The 16,726-nt window shown below is 49.0% G+C and carries 10 protein-coding genes; 6 read left to right on the top strand and 4 right to left on the bottom strand.

The genetic code is table 11. The features are described 5' to 3' along the window. Nucleotides 1-389: 389 nt before the first annotated feature. Nucleotides 390-1,394, bottom strand: coding sequence for an ornithine carbamoyltransferase (gene argF, locus AC1HDJ_RS04990; RefSeq protein ID WP_479533866.1), 1,005 nt, complete (start codon nucleotides 1,392-1,394; stop codon nucleotides 390-392). 187 nt (nucleotides 1,395-1,581) lie between these two features. Between argF and rraB the strand changes: the two genes are divergently transcribed. Continuing rightward, a complete protein-coding gene (gene rraB, locus AC1HDJ_RS04995) occupies nucleotides 1,582-2,013 on the top strand; it encodes a ribonuclease E inhibitor RraB (protein WP_479533868.1) in 432 nt (143 codons plus the stop codon). 695 nt (nucleotides 2,014-2,708) lie between these two features. Further along, nucleotides 2,709-6,689 carry an inverse autotransporter beta domain-containing protein gene (locus AC1HDJ_RS05000; RefSeq protein ID WP_479533870.1) on the top strand — a complete coding sequence of 1,327 codons (3,981 nt, stop codon included), beginning with the start codon at nucleotides 2,709-2,711 and terminating at the stop codon, nucleotides 6,687-6,689. 142 nt (nucleotides 6,690-6,831) lie between these two features. On the opposite strand, the gene AC1HDJ_RS05005 is transcribed toward AC1HDJ_RS05000, so the two are convergent. The 3 genes from AC1HDJ_RS05005 to AC1HDJ_RS05015 all read right to left on the bottom strand — a co-directional run bounded on the left by AC1HDJ_RS05005 (nucleotide 6,832) and on the right by AC1HDJ_RS05015 (nucleotide 10,921). Then, nucleotides 6,832-7,710, bottom strand: a complete 879-nt coding sequence (locus tag AC1HDJ_RS05005; RefSeq protein ID WP_479533872.1) for a U32 family peptidase — start codon at nucleotides 7,708-7,710, stop codon at nucleotides 6,832-6,834. A 15-nt stretch (nucleotides 7,711-7,725) separates the two neighbouring features. Next, nucleotides 7,726-8,739 carry a ubiquinone anaerobic biosynthesis protein UbiU gene (ubiU, locus tag AC1HDJ_RS05010; protein WP_479533874.1) on the bottom strand — a complete coding sequence of 338 codons (1,014 nt, stop codon included), beginning with the start codon at nucleotides 8,737-8,739 and terminating at the stop codon, nucleotides 7,726-7,728. Between the two features lie 214 nt (nucleotides 8,740-8,953). Continuing rightward, nucleotides 8,954-10,921 (bottom strand): sensor domain-containing protein, encoded by a 1,968-nt coding sequence (locus tag AC1HDJ_RS05015; RefSeq protein WP_479533877.1) that lies wholly within the window; start codon nucleotides 10,919-10,921, stop codon nucleotides 8,954-8,956. Between the two features lie 407 nt (nucleotides 10,922-11,328). Between AC1HDJ_RS05015 and ubiT the strand changes: the two genes are divergently transcribed. From ubiT to AC1HDJ_RS05035, 4 genes are all read left to right on the top strand, one after another. After that, the gene (ubiT, locus tag AC1HDJ_RS05020) at nucleotides 11,329-11,862 is read left to right on the top strand and encodes a ubiquinone anaerobic biosynthesis accessory factor UbiT (RefSeq protein WP_479533879.1); all 534 of its coding nucleotides are present in this window, start codon (nucleotides 11,329-11,331) and stop codon (nucleotides 11,860-11,862) included. Then, nucleotides 11,856-12,365 (top strand): GNAT family N-acetyltransferase, encoded by a 510-nt coding sequence (locus AC1HDJ_RS05025; protein ID WP_479533881.1) that lies wholly within the window; start codon nucleotides 11,856-11,858, stop codon nucleotides 12,363-12,365. The genes ubiT and AC1HDJ_RS05025 overlap by 7 nt, the downstream gene beginning before the upstream one ends. A 101-nt stretch (nucleotides 12,366-12,466) precedes the next feature. Further along, entirely contained in the window at nucleotides 12,467-13,585 is a 1,119-nt protein-coding gene (locus AC1HDJ_RS05030) for an efflux RND transporter periplasmic adaptor subunit (RefSeq protein ID WP_479533883.1), read from the top strand. Next, complete coding sequence (locus AC1HDJ_RS05035) at nucleotides 13,582-16,701, top strand: efflux RND transporter permease subunit (RefSeq protein ID WP_479533885.1); 3,120 nt, start codon at nucleotides 13,582-13,584, stop codon at nucleotides 16,699-16,701. Before AC1HDJ_RS05030 ends, AC1HDJ_RS05035 begins: the two co-directional genes overlap by 4 nt. The last annotated feature ends 25 nt before the right edge of the window (nucleotides 16,702-16,726 follow it).

Here is a 16,726-nt window from a genome sequence, read left to right on the forward strand (position 1 = left end):
TAAAGGTGAATAGGGCGATGTGCCGTGTGGCCATGTGTATGGCTACGTTGTTGCGCAGCACGATCGCTCCCCGAGCGTGTAGATAAAGGTCGTGGCGAAAAAAAAGCCCCTTCATTAAGGGGCTTTTTTCATTGTGTGTATGATAGGAAAAACACCAATAGCCGCGTCTGGTGCGGTATTGTGGCTCAGTGTCACGAATAATCGTTGCATTGGCGATTGTGTCCTGTCATACGCAGCATAAAATACACTGCGCGAATTATACGCCATTTTATATCGCCTGCAATACGCCTGCGGTTGTATACGCAGCAGGCGGTTAACCGTTTGCGTGCGGTGTCATTGTTGGCGGGAGATCCCTTGCCTGATAGCACGACAAAAAATCAGTGGCTGCATTATGCGCCGAGTGTCGCAACCATCACCGCTTTGATGGTGTGCATACGGTTTTCCGCTTCATCAAACACAATAGAGTGTGCCGATTCAAACACCTCGTGGGTGACTTCTAGCCCTTCCATGCCATATTGTGCACTGATTTTTTCCCCGATAGCGGTTTGAGTATCGTGGTAAGCCGGCAAGCAGTGCATGAATTTTACCTGCGGGTTGCCGGTTAACTTAAGGGTATTCATGTTTACCTGATAGGGTTTTAGCGCGGCGATCCGTTCTGCCCAGACACTTTCGGGTTCCCCCATCGAAACCCAGACATCGGTATAGATAAAATCAACGCCCTGCACGCCTTCGGCGACCTCTTCGGTCAGAGTCAGTTTTGCGCCGGTGTTGGCGGCAATGGCCTGACACTGCGCCACCAGAGCCTCTTCCGGCCAGTAGGCTTTGGGTGCGACCAACCGTAAATCAAGGCCCATCAATGCTGCGCCTTCAAGCAGTGAATTGCCCATGTTGTTACGGGCATCACCCAGATAAGCCAGTTTCATTTTGGTGAGCGGCTTTCCCTGCCCGTGTTCGAGCATGGTCAGAAAATCGGCCAGAATTTGAGTGGGGTGGAAGCTGTCGGTCAGGCCATTCCAGACCGGTACGCCGGCGTAACGTGCCAGCTCTTCAACGGTGCGCTGGGCAAATCCGCGATACTGAATGCCATCGTACATCCGGCCCAGTACCCGTGCGGTATCTGCCATTGACTCTTTCTCGCCAATTTGTGAGCCAGAAGGGCCAAGATAGGTGACATGCGCCCCTTGATCAAAAGCGGCTACTTCAAAGGCACAGCGGGTGCGAGTAGAGGTTTTTTCAAAGATCAGGGCGATATTCTTGCCGCGTAAGCGCGGTTGCTCGTAACCTCCATACTTTGCCTTTTTTAGCTCACCGGCCAAGTCGAGAAGGAAGTGGATCTCTTTTGGCGTAAAATCAGTGAGTTTCAGTAGGTTTCTGTGACGTAAGTTAAAAGCCATGAATTCATCCTTGTTTGCATATCCATCTTTAATTAATGGTTTAATTTGACTGTGTATTCAATTTATTTGAGTTTTTATCCATTATCAAGAGGCGCGTGGCATTTATATTAATTAATAAAACAGCAGTGGTGAGTGTAGTGTGAGTGTGTGACAATAAGCGTGAATAATTCAACTCTCTGGAGGCTATATGGCAAACCGTGAATTTCTGGAAGCCCAGCAGGAAGAAACCCGACTGATTATTAGTGAACTGTTGGAAGATGGCAGTGATCCGGAGGCGCTTTATACCATTGAGCACCATTTCTCAGCCGAGCAGTTCGAAGATTTAGAAAAAGCCGCTGTTGAAGCATTTAAAATGAGCTACGAAGTGAGCGATGCCGAAGAGCTGGAAGTTGAAGACGGTTCGGTACTGGTGTGCTGCGATATGAGCTGCGAAGTGCCACTGAAAGCTGAACTGATTGATGCGCAGGTTGAGCAACTGGTGAAACTGGCTGAAAAATGTGGTGTGAACTACGATGGCTGGGGCACCTACTTTGAAGATCCAGATGCTGAAGATGAAGAAGATTTCGACGACGAAGAAGATGATGCAGACGCTGATGATGCAGCGCCAACGCGTCATTAATCGGGCGTTATTGTGCTGATGGTTATGTCAGTACTGTAATATCATTTTTACGCATATTAAAAACGCAGTCTTCTGAGAAGGCTGCGTTTTTTTTCGTTGTTATGTTTCCGAGGTTATTTATATTTTGCATTTTAAATATATGTATTTGAATATGGTGGTTTAAATATAGAAGAATATTTTGTAAAGCTGCTATTAGACTAACATGAGGAATAAATACTTTTTTAAAACACTCATTTTCTGATTGAATTTTATGTTAATAACAAATTTTTGTATGAAGTTTAATGTGATAACTAATTGTTTTGTTAGCCTTTAAAATGAAGTTGGCATGCCATTGAATGTTGATATCTAGATTGTATTTTTAATTGCCACCCCCTCTCTGTTTTTATCCCATCATCGTATTTTTTATATATCCCCCCACTATATTCATTAATTGAAAGTTAGTATTCATTTAATTCACTGTAATACTTGCACACATTTAGACATAATTTCGTTGCTGCGCTGATAACAATTATTGCATTCAAGTCATATAAAAACGCTTTATTGCTACATCCTCTTTGAAATGGAAAGTGGAATAACTCTTGTAAATAACGGTGTTTAAAGGCCAATAAATCATCAGATGGGTGAGTGGTTTTTAATATTTACATATTTATTCTGTGACTATTTATCTACTATTCTAGGCTCGTATTACTCCTATTATGAAAACGACTCAATTAACGACAACACCCAATCGTGCTGTTGCATTAATGGCGTGGGCTAATATTGCTGTTCAAGCATTACTGCCTGTTTCATTAAGCCTGTCACCCGCTGTATATGCGGCCATTACTGATTCTAAGCAGCAAACCGAGGCGCTTGTAGTATATCAAGTGCAATTAGGTGATACCGCGCTCTCTATTGCCAAGCAGTTTGGGTTAACACTGGAAGAGTTAAAAAAACTCAACAGTGAGGCTTATAAAGATAAGTCATTAGATTTATTGCGTATTGGCGATAGCTTATTAGTGCCTGATTTGCGTTTAGGTGAGCGCAAACCTGCACACAGCATTGCCGTTAAAATGGAACGAGATGCCGAAAAATTGATTGCAGAAGCTGCAACCACATTAGCGACCGGTTCAGTGGGCAGCAGCCTACGCTCGGCTGCCGTTTCACAGGCGAATCAATCTGTTGAAGAGTGGCTAAAACAGTACGGTACAGCCAAGGTCAGCATCAATATTGATGACGATTTTAATCTGACCGATTCAGAAGCTGATCTGTTATTAAGCCTTAAAGACACCCCTGAGACCTTCTCATTTACTCAGCTGGGCCTGCGCCACAAAGAAGATCGCACCACCGTCAATGCCGGTTTAGGTCAGCGCCATTTTAATGCGCAAGATAAAGACATGCTCGGCTACAACTTATTTTTGGATCACGAAATTGAAGCGGGCCACACCCGTATGGGCGTGGGGGCTGAGTATTGGCGTGATTTCCTAAAACTCTCTGCCAACGGTTATATGCGCTTAAGCGGCTGGAAAGCCTCTGACGAATTGGTCGATTACGACGAGCGTGCAGCGAATGGTTTTGATCTGCGTGCCGAAGCTTACTTACCCTCGCATCCACAACTGGGTGGCAAGCTCAAGTACGAGCAGTATTTTGGTAAAGAAGTGGCGTTGTCAGATGCCGATAATCGCCAAAAAGACCCGTATGCGATGACAGCCGGAGTTAACTACACCCCAATTCCTTTGGTGACCGCCGGTATTGATTACACCAAAGAGAAGGGCAAATCGGGTGATACCCAGTTTAACCTTGAGTTCAACTATCGTTTAGGTGAGAGCTTAGACAAGCAGCTTGATGGCGCTTCAATGGCGGAGTATCGCTCGTTGGCCGGCAGCCGTTATGACTTAGTTGATCGTAACAACAACATCGTACTGGAATATCGTAAACAAGAGCTACTAAAGCTCGATGTGGTTGATGAATTCAACAGTTGGCCGGAAATTACCGAGCAGCAACTGGTGGTGAATGTTGCCTCAAAATATCCACTTGATCGCATCGAGTGGGAAGGCAATGAGTTCTTTGCTGCGGGCGGTAAAATTACCCCGTTGTCATCGCGCGCAGCCCAAGGTAATAGCCAGTTTAGAGTGACACTGCCAGCTTATCAGGCCGAAGGCGTGAACCTGTATACCCTGGTTGCTAAAGCGGTTGATAACAAAGGTAACGAATCAAACACTGATAGCACCAATGTAGAAGTGACCATCAATAACACCGCTGCGCCGATTGTAACTGATCTGAAAATGCGCGGTAAGCTGGAAATTGGCCAAAAGCTAGAAGCAACCTATGTATGGGATGCTAACAGCGGTGAGCGCACGGATAAGTCAAATTACCAGTGGGGCAATAAAGGCGAAACAGCAGAATTAAAGCAGAGCAAAGATATTGAAACCTCGGGCGTGATCCCGGCGATTGACTTAGTTGCCGCGGATGCCGGTAAAGTGAAAGAGGTGTCGATTCAGGCAGAAAATGGTCTGAATATAAAAGGGGATAAAGTCCTGACTGTTGATAGCAGTATGGAAAGCAATACAGGTAACGAAACCGAGGGTGGAACACCTGAAGGTGAAGTCATTGACCCTGCTATGGGGCCAAAAATTACTGAGCTGACTATTACCGGTACTTTAGAGATAGGTAAGAGCATTGATGGTACCTATAAGTGGGATGCTAATGGTGGTGAACCTACTGATAAATCTAACTTCTTGTGGGGTGTTAAAGAAGATGACACTGCGACAGATGTAGAGAATGGTAAAGGTGCTGATATCCAAATATCAGAGAAAGTACCGGCACTGAAGCTCGATGATCCGGATAAGTATACCGGAAAGGTGATTAAACTTTCGGTTCAAGCTAAAAATGCTCTGAATATTACAGGGAATACCGCCACTGTAGATAGCAGCATGAGCGACGAAGAGGGCAATGGTACCGATGGTGGAAACCCAGAGGGTGAAGTGACTAACCCTGACGGTAAGCCATTGATCAAAGACCTCACGATGACAGGAACACTCGAAGTAGGGCAGGCGCTTAATGCAACCTATACTTGGGATCCGCAGACCGGTGATAAACAGGATAAATCACAGTATCAGTGGGGGCACTGGGTTAATGGTAACCATGCGGGCCTAAACCCAGTAGATACTGTGGTAGAAAGCCAAAAAGTGCCTGCACATACCTTAGAGAGTAATGATATCGGCCATGTGATGTCGGTGTATGTGCAAGCCAAAAATGGCTTAGATGTCACGGGTAATGATGACACCGTGAACAGCGTGCCGAGCAGTGACGGTAATGGAACTGATGGTGGCACACCTGGTGGCGAAGTGATGGATCCAAATGGTCCACCGGCGATTACCGATTTAGTCATTAATGGCGATCTACAAGTGGGTAACACGCTGAGTGCTACTTACAAATGGGATCCACAAAACGGTGACCTCACTGACCAGTCAATCTACCAGTGGGGTTATGAATCAGACGATACGGAAAGTTTAGGTAGCCCAAGCACTATTACTACCTCTGAGAGTATAGATGCTCCGCGGCCATTAGATGCCAGTGATATTGGTAAAACAATTGAGCTTTCAGCTAAGGCAAAGAACGCAAAAGGTATTGCTGCAGCTCAGCCATTAACAGCAATAACCAGTGGCCCGGTAACGGCTGATCCGAGTATTGTGCCAAGCATCACCAACCTACGTATTAGCGGTATGTTGGATATGGGGAATACCCTAAAAGGTACTTATGAGTTTCAACACAACGGCGGTGATGATACTGATAAATCGCATTTTGAGTGGGGTTATAAAGGTACAACCGCCTCATTCTCGGCTCAGAATGAAGTACCGAGCAGAAATGCAGTAGGTAATTATAAGATAGAGAGCAAAGACCTCGGTAAGGTTATGCAATTGTCGGTAAAACCGATCAACGGGTTAGCTACAGAAGGGCGGCCTTTGGCGGTGAATAGTGCTATGGCACAATCGCAGGGAAATGACATCACTCAGATAAACCCTGATGGCCAAGTGTTTGACCCTACATTGAATAGTGTTGGAGCGAGCAAGCACAATGGTGCGAGCGGACACAGACATCCATTAACGGCAGGATACCCAAAAACAGGAGCATTAAATACTAATGTTGGTGGTATAGAGTTTTTCACCGAAGCCAATGGAACACCATCGGGTAAGTATAATAGTTACTATACATGGGAAGCCGATCAAGATTGGGTAACTGTTAATCCTACCACTGGCCAATTTAGTATGGTGCGGATGCCCGATTCGGGTAGTACAACGGTCACTATTACGGGTAAAAAACATGTAGAAGGTGTAAATGAAAGCGTTAGTTATACTTTCACAACCGAAAAATGGTTTGATCTGAATCCCCATGAGTATCATTCGATACCAGAAGCTATTGCGTATTGTAACGCAATAGGAAACGGGGCAAGAGTACCAACTCTTGCTGAGGTGACAACGGTTTCAGCGCCAAGACCCGGCGGAGAAGCAAATTCAGATCGCTCGGTTTTAGGCGTTCTTTATAGTGAGTTACTAAGCATTTCGTTTAATGCCTCAGGCTCGTTTGTTGTTAGTGATACTGACCCCGTGACCGGCAAGTACAGAGTTGTTGCTCCTAAGAACGGCACCTATATGTTCGGTAATATTGGTTATGGTGTAGCTTGTGTGCGTGATCTGTAATTAATTATAATTACGCTATCTTCAGTAAAATACCGCGTTTAACGCGGTATTTTTTTAACTAGAAGCCCTATACATGAAAATGTGTAGGGTTTTTCGTTATCAATAGCAACTATACCAATGGCAACTCTTCAATCAGTGTCCGCTATTCGCTCAACACCAACCCTGCCACCTTTTTCCAGTAGCCGTTACAGTCGTGCTCGGCTTCCAGATGCAGCGGTTGTTGCCCTTGCTCGTTGGCACGAAAACGGCGCAGCATATCGAGTGTATCTAACCCCAGTGGCGAGAGCCGTACAATATCTACCAGCCCCTGCATGGCATTAAGCTCATTGCCGAGGTTGTAACAGTAGCCGCTCTGGGTTTGTATCCCGTTTAATGTAAAGACTTTTTGCTCTTCTTGTGAGTAGAGCGCGCGGCCATTGGGGTATTTGATGCAGCAGGTGGCGCACTCATCTTTTGGCAAGTCTTCGGCGCGTGCGGTAAAGCAGCGAGCGGAGTACGCCAGCGGCAGGTAGCCGTAACTGAATACTTCCACTTCAAACTTGTCTTGCAGCCCGATATCACGGCACTGCTCGAGCAGGTTTTGCAGCCAATCACGTGAAAGCTCAACCGGCATACACCAGCGGCTCATGCCCTGACGGTGTAGAATTTTTAGGGTGTATGCGTTGTAGCAGTTCAGCGCAGGGCCGGCGACAAAGGGCAGTTTTTTTTCGGCAGCCAAGGTTACGCCAGCCAGATCATTGGCTTCAATTAAAAACTCGCCGTTATCTATGAGGCGGCGCATCTGGGTTATTTCAGAGGGCGCTTCGAGCAGCGCCATGGTTGAGAGTACGACTTGTTTACCGCTGCTGGCCAACTCACGGGCCAGTGCAAACCAGTCTTGCACTTTTAGCTCGCGCCGCTTACTGCAGACGGTTTCGCCAAGGTAAACAATGTCGGCATCAGCGTGCTGGGCGGCGGTGTAAAAGGCTTCCATTTGTGCTTTTGGCCAGAAGTAGAGCACTGGCCCTAATGCATATTTCATTGTGTGGAACTCCCTTTATTGCCACTTGCGGTGATACGCACCGAGGGTTGTCTGGCGGCCTTCGGATACGGCATCAAGCGCCTGCATCCACTGCGGTTGGGCGGTGAAATTTTGCGGGTCAGCCTTATAGGCATCAATGGCTTGCCGCCACACTTTGGTGATCTGGCTGACATAGGCCGGGCTGCGCTGGCGGCCCTCAATTTTCACCGAGGCGATGCCGGCGGCAAACAGTTCAGGCAACAGACTAAGGGTGTTGAGGCTGGTCGGCTCTTCTAGTGCATGGTAGAGCGCACTTTTTTCCTGATGCGTGTTGTCGCAGCGGTAGCGCCCTTTGCAGAGCGTCGGGTAGCCGGCATGTTCGTTGTCGGCATAGCTGTCTATTAGTACATCATTTAAACGGCACTCGAGCCCTTTTGGGGTTTGCTGCCAGCGTACAAAGCGTGCCGGAGAGCATGCGCCAACGGTGTTGGGTGATTCACCGGTCAGATAGGAAGAGAGGTAACAGCGCCCTTCGGCCATGATGCACAGGCTACCAAAAGCGAACACTTCTAGCGGTACACTGCTGTTGCGCGCCAGTTGTTTTACCTGATGAATCGACAGTACGCGTGGCAGAACAATGCGTGAAACGGCAAAATTTTGCTCGTAAAAACGGATGGCTTCGCTGTTGGTGGCCGAGGCTTGCACCGAGACGTGCCGTTCAATATGCGGATAGCGCTCGGCGGCATAGTCAAGCATGGCGATATCGGCCAAAATCAGGGCATCGGCCCCCAGTTGTGCAGCGGTATCAACCGCGCGCTGCCAGCGGGCAAACCCATCGGGGTGAGCAAAGGTGTTGATGGCCACGTGCAATTTGCGCTGATGGCGGCGGATATAGCTCACTGCCTCTTCGAGTTTTTTCTCGGTAAAGTTCAGCCCAGCAAAATGGCGGGCGTTAGTGTCATCCTTGAAGCCGATATAAACCGCGTCTGCGCCATTATCGACCGCCGCTTTCAGTGCGGGAAGGTTACCGGCGGGGCAAAGCAATTCCATGTGAAAGACGTCCTGTTGACGAAAAAGACAAAGTCCTGATCCTAAGGGCTTTATCTTCGCACAATATTGATATTCAACAGTAACTGAGAGGGTTTACGAAAAATAATTAGGGCTTTAGCCTTAGCGTGGGGCTATTTATCACAGGGATATTGCCGCTAACAGCGTGCCTAATAGCACGCTGTATTTTGACGATGACACGATAAATTGCAGCCGATTAGCCGGCTGAGAGTATGGTTAATGTCGGTTGCAGCAGTTGTTCGATTTGTGCTTCAGGCATTGGTTTGAAGAAGTGATAACCCTGAATACCGTCACAGTTTAATCCGGCAATCAGTGTGGCCTCTTCGTGGGTTTCAACCCCTTCCATAATGACATGCATATTAAGCGATTTACCCAGATTAATAATGCTTTCAACAATTGCCAGTTGTTTGGGGTTGTGCAGAATATCGTGGATAAAACCGCGGTCAATTTTCAGTTCATCAAACGGGAAGTTTGCCAGATAAGAGAGTGAGGAGTAACCGGTACCAAAATCATCAATGGAGAGCACAAAGCCGTGCTGTCGGAAATCATTGAGCAATTTGGCAGCATGATCCTGATCGGTCATCACCGCGTTTTCGGTAATTTCAAGGATAATGCGTTGCGGCGGGATCTGGTAGCGCTGTTGCAGTGTCAGCACTTCGTTAAACAGCCCCGGATTAGCAAACTGCTGCGGTGATAAGTTAATTGAAACTAGGCCCGGGTTTAACCCCTGTGCCAGCCAGCGCTGCAGTGTTGCAAACACTTTTTCCATCACCACCCGCCCGAGCCAGTCGATCAATCCGCCTTTTTCAGCTACGGGAATAAAGCGGGCAGGGCTGATAAAGCCTTCGCTTTGGTGTTTCCAGCGCACCAGCGCTTCCATGCCGATGATCCGAAAATCACGCGTATTCACTTTCGGCTGGAAATAGATATCCAGCTCATTACGGGCTAACGCTTTTTGCAGCTCAACTTCCAGCCACAAACGTAAGCGCGCTTCACGGTTCATTTGTGCCTGATAGCAGGCCAGCCGATTGCGCCCCTGTGCTTTGGCATCATACATGGCGGTATCGGCATGTTGCAGCAGATGGTGCGCCTCACTGCCATCGGCCGGAAAGCTGACACAGCCGATGGAGCACGAGAGCTGTTTACGCATCTGTTGCAGATCCAGCGGGTGCTGGATGGCGCGGATCAGGCTGTTGCCGTACTGTTTGGCCGCCTCTTTGGCGGTATTGGGTAAGATAATGCCGAACTCATCGCCGCCGAAATAGCCGAGCACGGCATTCTCAGGTAGCTGGCTGCGCAGGCGTCCGGCTATCTCGATCAGCACTTTATCGCCAATATGGTGGCCGAGTGAGTCATTAATATTTTTGAAGTTATCCAGATCTAAATAGAGCATTGAGAGCGGGGTATTGTGGCGGATCAAGCTTTGTAACTGGCGCAGGGTGCTGTGGCGGTTGAGCAGGCCGGTTAGCGGATCGCGCTGTTGCTGCTCATCTTTTACCCGCGCTTCTGTACGCAGCATCACCAGTTGGGCGGGGTTGCCCATCTGCATAATATTGGCCGCCTGTAAGCTTAACCGTCTGCGTGGGCCGATACGCGGGGCGCTGTTCAGCGCCAGTGTCTGGCAATGCTGAAAACTGGTGTGTAAATTTTCGGGAATATTGCCGGAGTGCGGATCACGCAAAAAATCATGCAGCGGGTGTGAAAGCAGCGCGGCAGCATTGGCAACGCCCAGCATGGTGGCGGCAGACTCATTGGCCGAGACAACCACCCCCTCTTCGAGTATGCAGATACCGTCATCGAGCATGGCGGTTAAATGGTGGCAGTAACGCTGTGTCTCTTGCAGGGTATCGAGCAGGCGGTGGCGCTCGGTAATATCACAGCCCTGCAGCAAATATCCTTGTATCTGCTTGTCAGCATTCATGGCGGGGGTGATGCAAAAATGGTAGCTGTAGGGGTGGTTATCCCCTGAAGACATCACTTCGCCATACACAGTTTCTCCCTTCTCTGCACGGACAAAGTAAGGGGAAAGATACTGAAACAGAGCTGGAGAGAGCGCGCGCGACAGCGGTTGGGAGGTCAGTGAGGGGGCATCTTTCCCTAATACAGTACAAAACTGATTATTAACCATTTGAATATTAAGTTGTAAATCGAAAACAGCAAACATAAATGAACTGTGCTGTGTCAGCATAGTTATGTGAGCTGTCAACGTTGAAAGCGGCATGCAGATATCCCCAATTGCCGAAATCGCGGCAATGTTAAGTGTTACGCGCTGAAAAAGAGGTGTTACACCGATTTTTTTATCGTTTTAATTACTTATGGTCAGTAGGTTAGCGGCCTGCTGTGGAATAAATTAATATGTGATTTGCCGATAAGGAAGATTCTAAATGTCATATTCGTGACATGGTGCGAAATTTCAATTTTATTGATGCAGGCCGCTATGCGCAAAGATTGTCTGCGATAAAATCGGCAACAGGCTTCAGTGGCTATTTTTATCAGAAAATAGCTGCCAATAGAGGCGATAATGCAAATGTTAAGGTTAACTTTCTAGAAACAAACCACAGAGAGGTCAAGGTGCTGACGCAATTACCTGCACGCTTAGTCAATGATGCGCCCCGTTTTTTACGGATGCCGTTACAGTGGGTGCCATTTGGGGTGCAAAAGCATGCCCTTGAACAGCTGCTTGGTTGGATGTTTAATCAGGCAATGGAAGATGGTGAGCTGGAGTTTTTACAGTCGCGCTGGTTAAAAGTGGACGTTGAAGATCTGAATTTGATCTGGTTTATCAGTGTGCAGGGTGATCGCTTGGTGGTGGCTCCGCATGCCGAAGCTGATGTCACCTTTCGCGGTAAAACCAATGATTTGATCTTAATTGCCGGCCGTTGTGAAGATCCAGACACCCTATTTTTCCAGCGCCGCTTGGTGATCGAAGGGGATACCGAACTGGGGCTGTATGTGAAAAATCTGTTGGATGCGATGGATATGACACTGATGCCAAAACCCTTGCAGATGGCGCTGCAGCATCTGGCACAGTTTATTCAGCGCGGGATGGCTCAGGCGGCATCGGCAAAAAATACCGCAACGGCACAGGTGATAACATCATGCTGATTCGAGTTGAAATACCGGTTGATGCGCCGCAGATTACGGCGCTGTTATCCCGCACCTTTCCCAGCACGGTAGAGGCTGATTTAGTCAATCAACTGCGGGAAAATGGGCAATTAACCCTTTCGCTGGTGGCGGTAGACGAGTGCGGTCAGTGTATCGGTTATATTGCGTTTAGCCGTTTGTTGCTTAATGGTGATGATTATCACTGGGTTGCCTTGGCGCCAGTGGTGGTTGATGCAGCTTATCAGCGTCAGGGCATTGGTCAGGCGCTGATTAAAGAGGGGTTAAACAGCCTTAATGAGTTTGGGTATGGTGCTGTTGTCGTGCTCGGTGATCCGGCGTATTACCACCGTTTTGGTTTTAGCCCGATCAGTGCCGAACAACTGCCCTGCCCGTGGGCTGAATATCAGCACGCTTTTCAACTGCTTAAACTTGACAGTTTTAACCAGCCTGATGACCTGATTATCACCCAAGTAACTTACGCAGAGCCATTTAATCAGCTGTAATTTTAATACTTTGCACAACGTTTACATATCTTGACATAAATCTCGGGCGACACACGGTAAACTGTCGCCTGAGTTTATTTATGGATCGAGATACCCAAAACATGACTGCAATAACAGGTGTTACCCGCAATCTTACCCGTTTTAGTGTCGCCATTATTTTTGGCCTGTTAAGCCATACCGCCGGAGCCAGTGGGCCGGCTAACGGAAATGGTGCGGCAAAAGCTGTGGTGGTAAGTGTTGAGCCTGTTACCGAGCGGGTGTTGAGCCGTCAGTTGCCATTGATTGGCAACCTGATTGCGCGTCAGGGTATCCGCTTACAGTCACAGGTAGAAGCTACTCTCACCGGCATTAACATGCAGCCGAGCGGGCAAGTGAAGCAAGGGCAATGGCTGTTACAGCTAGATGATGCACAGCCCAAAGCGGCACTGGCAGAAGCGCAGGCCAATGCGTTGGATGCCGAGCGTAAACTGCAAGAGTTATCACGTTTAGCCACGCTCAAAGCGGTATCCAATACCGAGCTAGAATCACAGCGTGCTGCGGTGCAGGTTGCCAAAGCCAAGGTCGCTTCTGCACAGGCTACCGTTAATAACTACAAAATTACTGCGCCGTTCAGTGGTCAGGTGGGGTTATATACCCTGACAACGGGCCAGTTGATCAGCAAAGATACTGTGATTACCTCTCTTGATGATCTGGCGCAAATGACCCTTGATATCAGCGTGCCGGAAAAATTCCTGTCACAAGTGAGTATCGGCTCACCGGTGTCTGCCACCACTGACGCTTTGCCGCAACAGACCTTTACCGGAAAAGTAGTCAATAAAGATATACGGCTTGATGAAACCACGCTCAACGGCAAAGTGCGGGTCAGTTTTGACAATCCGCAGCAGTTGCTGCGTCCGGGTATGCTGGCCAGAGCCAATATTACGCTCGATACCCGCAAACTGCCGGTGATCCCATCACGGGCCTTGCTGTTTCAGGGCAACCAGCGGCATGTTTTTGTGGTTGAAGCCGGCAAAGCCGTTCAGCGTGAGATTCAGGTAGAACGTATTTATGATGATCAGGTTGCGGTGGCAAAAGGCCTGAACGTCGGTGATCTGCTGGTGGTTGATGGCACGGTAAAATTGCGCAGCGGTATGGAGGTGGATGCCAAGCCGTTAACACCTGCCTCGGCGCAACCAACCCCTGCCGACTCTTCTAATCCGGCCGAGCAGGTGAAACCATGAAGTTAGCGGATATCTCTTTGCGCCGCCCCGTGCTGGCGCTAGTTATCAGTTTACTGATGGTGGTTTTTGGTCTGGTCTCATTCAAGCAGCTTGAAGTGCGTGAAATGCCGGAAACCGAAAAACCGATTATCTCCATCAGCACCTCTTATAGCGGTACATCGGCCGCAGTGATGGAGAGCCAAGTTACCAAAGTGCTCGAAGATCAGCTATCGGGGCTGTCAGGGCTAAGCTCGATTCAATCTAGCTCACGCTACGGCCGTTCGAGCATTAACGTTGAATTCTCTGCAAGCCGTGAGCTTGACGATGCCGCCAATGATGTGCGCGAAGCGGTATCGCGCGCCATCCGCAAATTGCCGGATGATGCCGATACACCGATTGTCTCGAAATCCGGCAACAACGATGATGTGATCATGTGGATCTCACTGGCCGGCTCGACGATGGATCCGGTAGCACTGTCGCGTTATGCCACCGAAGTGCTAGAGAAGCGTCTGCTGCTGGTTGACGGTGTCAGCTCTGTCAACATGTCGGGCTATCGAAATTTGGTGATGAATATCCGCCTTGATCCGGCAGCGATGGCCGCCCGCGGTGTGACTGTCGCTGATATTGACAGCGCGCTGCGCAAAGAGAACGTTGAGCAACCGGCCGGAGAGTTGCGCACTGCTGATTTACAGATGTCAGCCCGTATTAACCGCGCATTTAACTCGGTGGATGATTTTGCCCACTTAGTGGTGCGTGGTGATGCCAACCAGCCCATCTATTTAAGTGATGTTGCTAGCATTGAAGAGGGCGCGCGCGATTCAGACTCGCTGTATCGCTCCAACGGTGAAAACGTGGTTGGGCTGGGGATTGTACGTCAGTCACAATCGAACACCGTGATGGTTACCGAAAAAGTGAAAGCCGAACTAGAGAGCCTGAAAGCCAACCTGCCGCAAGGGGTATCGATCAGCATCGGCTTTGACAGTGCCCAATTTATTGAAAGCGCCATTGATGAGGTATACAGCACACTGGCGATTACCGCTGGGTTGGTTATCCTCACTATTTACCTGTTTTTGGGCAGCCCGCGTGCCACCCTGATCCCGACCATTACCGTACCGGTATCACTAGTCGCGGCGTTTATTTCGGCACTGGTTTTCGGATTTTCAATTAACCTTATCACCTTAATGGCACTGGTCTTAGCCATAGGTTTGGTGGTGGATGATGCCATTGTGGTGCTCGAAAACGTGCACCGACACGTTGAAATGGGGCGTTCGCCGCTGGCCGCTGCATGGCATGGTACCAAAGAGGTCGGGTTTGCGGTAGTTGCCACTACTGCCGTTTTGGTTGCCGTGTTTGTACCAGTATTGTTTTTAACTGGCACGGTCGGGCGTATTTTTGCTGAATTTGCCATGCTGCTTAGTGCGGCAGTAGTGTTTTCCAGCGTTATCGCACTGACCTTGACACCGGTGATGTGCGCAAAACTGTTACGACCACAGATGCCGCAAAACTGGCTGACCCGTTCATTCGGGCAGGCCGTGAGCTGGTCATCAGCGCAATACCGCCGTTCACTGCAAGTTACCCAGCGCCATCCGTGGTGGGCACCGATAGTTATGTTGCTGCTGATTGGCGGCTGTTACCTGCTGTATCAACAGATCCCACAGGCGCTGACACCCAAAGAGGATCGGGGCAGTATTTTTGTGATGACCCGTGCCGCTGAAGGTGCAGGCCCAGAGCTGATGCAGCGTAATATGATCGAGTTAGAGCAGCGTTTACAACCGCTATTGGACCAGGGTATTGCAGAGAATATCACCGTACGTACCCCCGGTTTTGGCGGTGGCGTGAACAGCGGTATGGCGATGATCACCTTGAAACCGTGGGATCAACGCAGCCAAAAAGCCGAAGACTTAGTTGGGTTTATCGCCAAAGCCACCGGCGATCTTCCGGGCATGCGCATCGTGCCGGTATTGCCGTCTAGCTTACGTGGCGGCTCTGATAATCCGGTGCAATTTGTGCTCGGTGGGCCAGATTACGAACAACTTAAAGGGTGGATAGAAACGCTGCAAAAGGCTGCCCGTGCTAATCCGGGGCTGACTGATATTGACATTGATTATCGTGAAACCACCCCAGAGATGATACTCGAAGTGGATCGCGCACTGGCTAACCAACTGGGGATTTCGGTATCCGATATTGCCAGCACACTGCAAAGCGTACTTGGCGGAGAGAGCGTGACCACCTTTGCCAAAGATGGCGAAGAGTTTGATGTGTACTTGCGCGGTTTAAAACAAAACTTCCGTGGTGTTGAAGACTTGGCCCAGATTTATCTGCGCGCAAAAAACGGCCAGTTAGTATCAGTATCAACCCTGATCAGTGGGCAGGAAAAAGCCTCTGCATCAACCTATTATCACTATAACCGAAATAAATCGATCACCTTGTCGGCTAACCTTGCTGCAGGATACGATCTCGGTCAGGCACTCGATTACCTTGATGAGCAGGCACGTACCTTACTGCCTCCGCAGGCAATTATTGACTACAAAGGTGAATCACTCGAATACCGCACCAATCAGGGCAATATTATGTTTGCTTTCGGCATGGCGATGGTGGTGGTTTACCTGTTCTTAGCCGCACAATTTGAGAGTTTCGTACACCCATTTGTGGTGATGCTGACCGTTCCGCTCGGTATCGCTGGTGGCCTGTTTGGTCTGTGGGTTACCGGTATGTCGCTGAACATTTACAGCCAGCTAGGGCTTATCATGCTGGTCGGGTTGGTGACTAAAAACGGCATTTTATTGGTCGAGTTTACTAACCAGTTGCGGGATAACGGCTATCGCTTTGCCGACGCGATTTTAGAGGCCGCTGAAAAGCGTTTTCGCCCGATAATGATGACTGCGCTCACCGCAATTATCGGCGGGATCCCGCTGATTGTTGCCAGCGGTGCAGGTGCGGAAGGGCGGCAGGCGATTGGTATTGTCGTGGTCTTTGGCATGAGTATCGCACTGGTGTTGACCTTGTATATCGTACCGGCTATGTATGCACTGCTAGCACGAAACACTGATTCACCGGATGCCGCAGGCCATGCGCTGGATCAGGCCTTACAGGAAGATGCCGTGCGCGAGAAAACCATACCCTCATCGGTGGTCTGACCCGTGTTGCCATCGGCATAAACAT

This window comes from Plesiomonas sp. ISS29, from assembly GCF_056522795.1.

Excerpts from the sequence above, each read along its gene's own strand:
- AC1HDJ_RS05030 (WP_479533883.1), top strand. The coding sequence starts at position 12,467 with ATGACTGCAATAACAGGTGTTACCCGCAATCTTACCCGTTTTAGTGTC.
- argF (WP_479533866.1), bottom strand. The coding sequence starts at position 1,394 with ATGGCTTTTAACTTACGTCACAGAAACCTACTGAAACTCACTGATTTT.
- AC1HDJ_RS05000 (WP_479533870.1), top strand. The coding sequence starts at position 2,709 with ATGAAAACGACTCAATTAACGACAACACCCAATCGTGCTGTTGCATTA.
- ubiU (WP_479533874.1), bottom strand. The coding sequence starts at position 8,739 with ATGGAATTGCTTTGCCCCGCCGGTAACCTTCCCGCACTGAAAGCGGCG.
- AC1HDJ_RS05035 (WP_479533885.1), top strand. The coding sequence starts at position 13,582 with ATGAAGTTAGCGGATATCTCTTTGCGCCGCCCCGTGCTGGCGCTAGTT.
- AC1HDJ_RS05015 (WP_479533877.1), bottom strand. The coding sequence starts at position 10,921 with ATGTTTGCTGTTTTCGATTTACAACTTAATATTCAAATGGTTAATAAT.
- AC1HDJ_RS05005 (WP_479533872.1), bottom strand. The coding sequence starts at position 7,710 with ATGAAATATGCATTAGGGCCAGTGCTCTACTTCTGGCCAAAAGCACAA.
- rraB (WP_479533868.1), top strand. The coding sequence starts at position 1,582 with ATGGCAAACCGTGAATTTCTGGAAGCCCAGCAGGAAGAAACCCGACTG.
- AC1HDJ_RS05025 (WP_479533881.1), top strand. The coding sequence starts at position 11,856 with ATGCTGATTCGAGTTGAAATACCGGTTGATGCGCCGCAGATTACGGCG.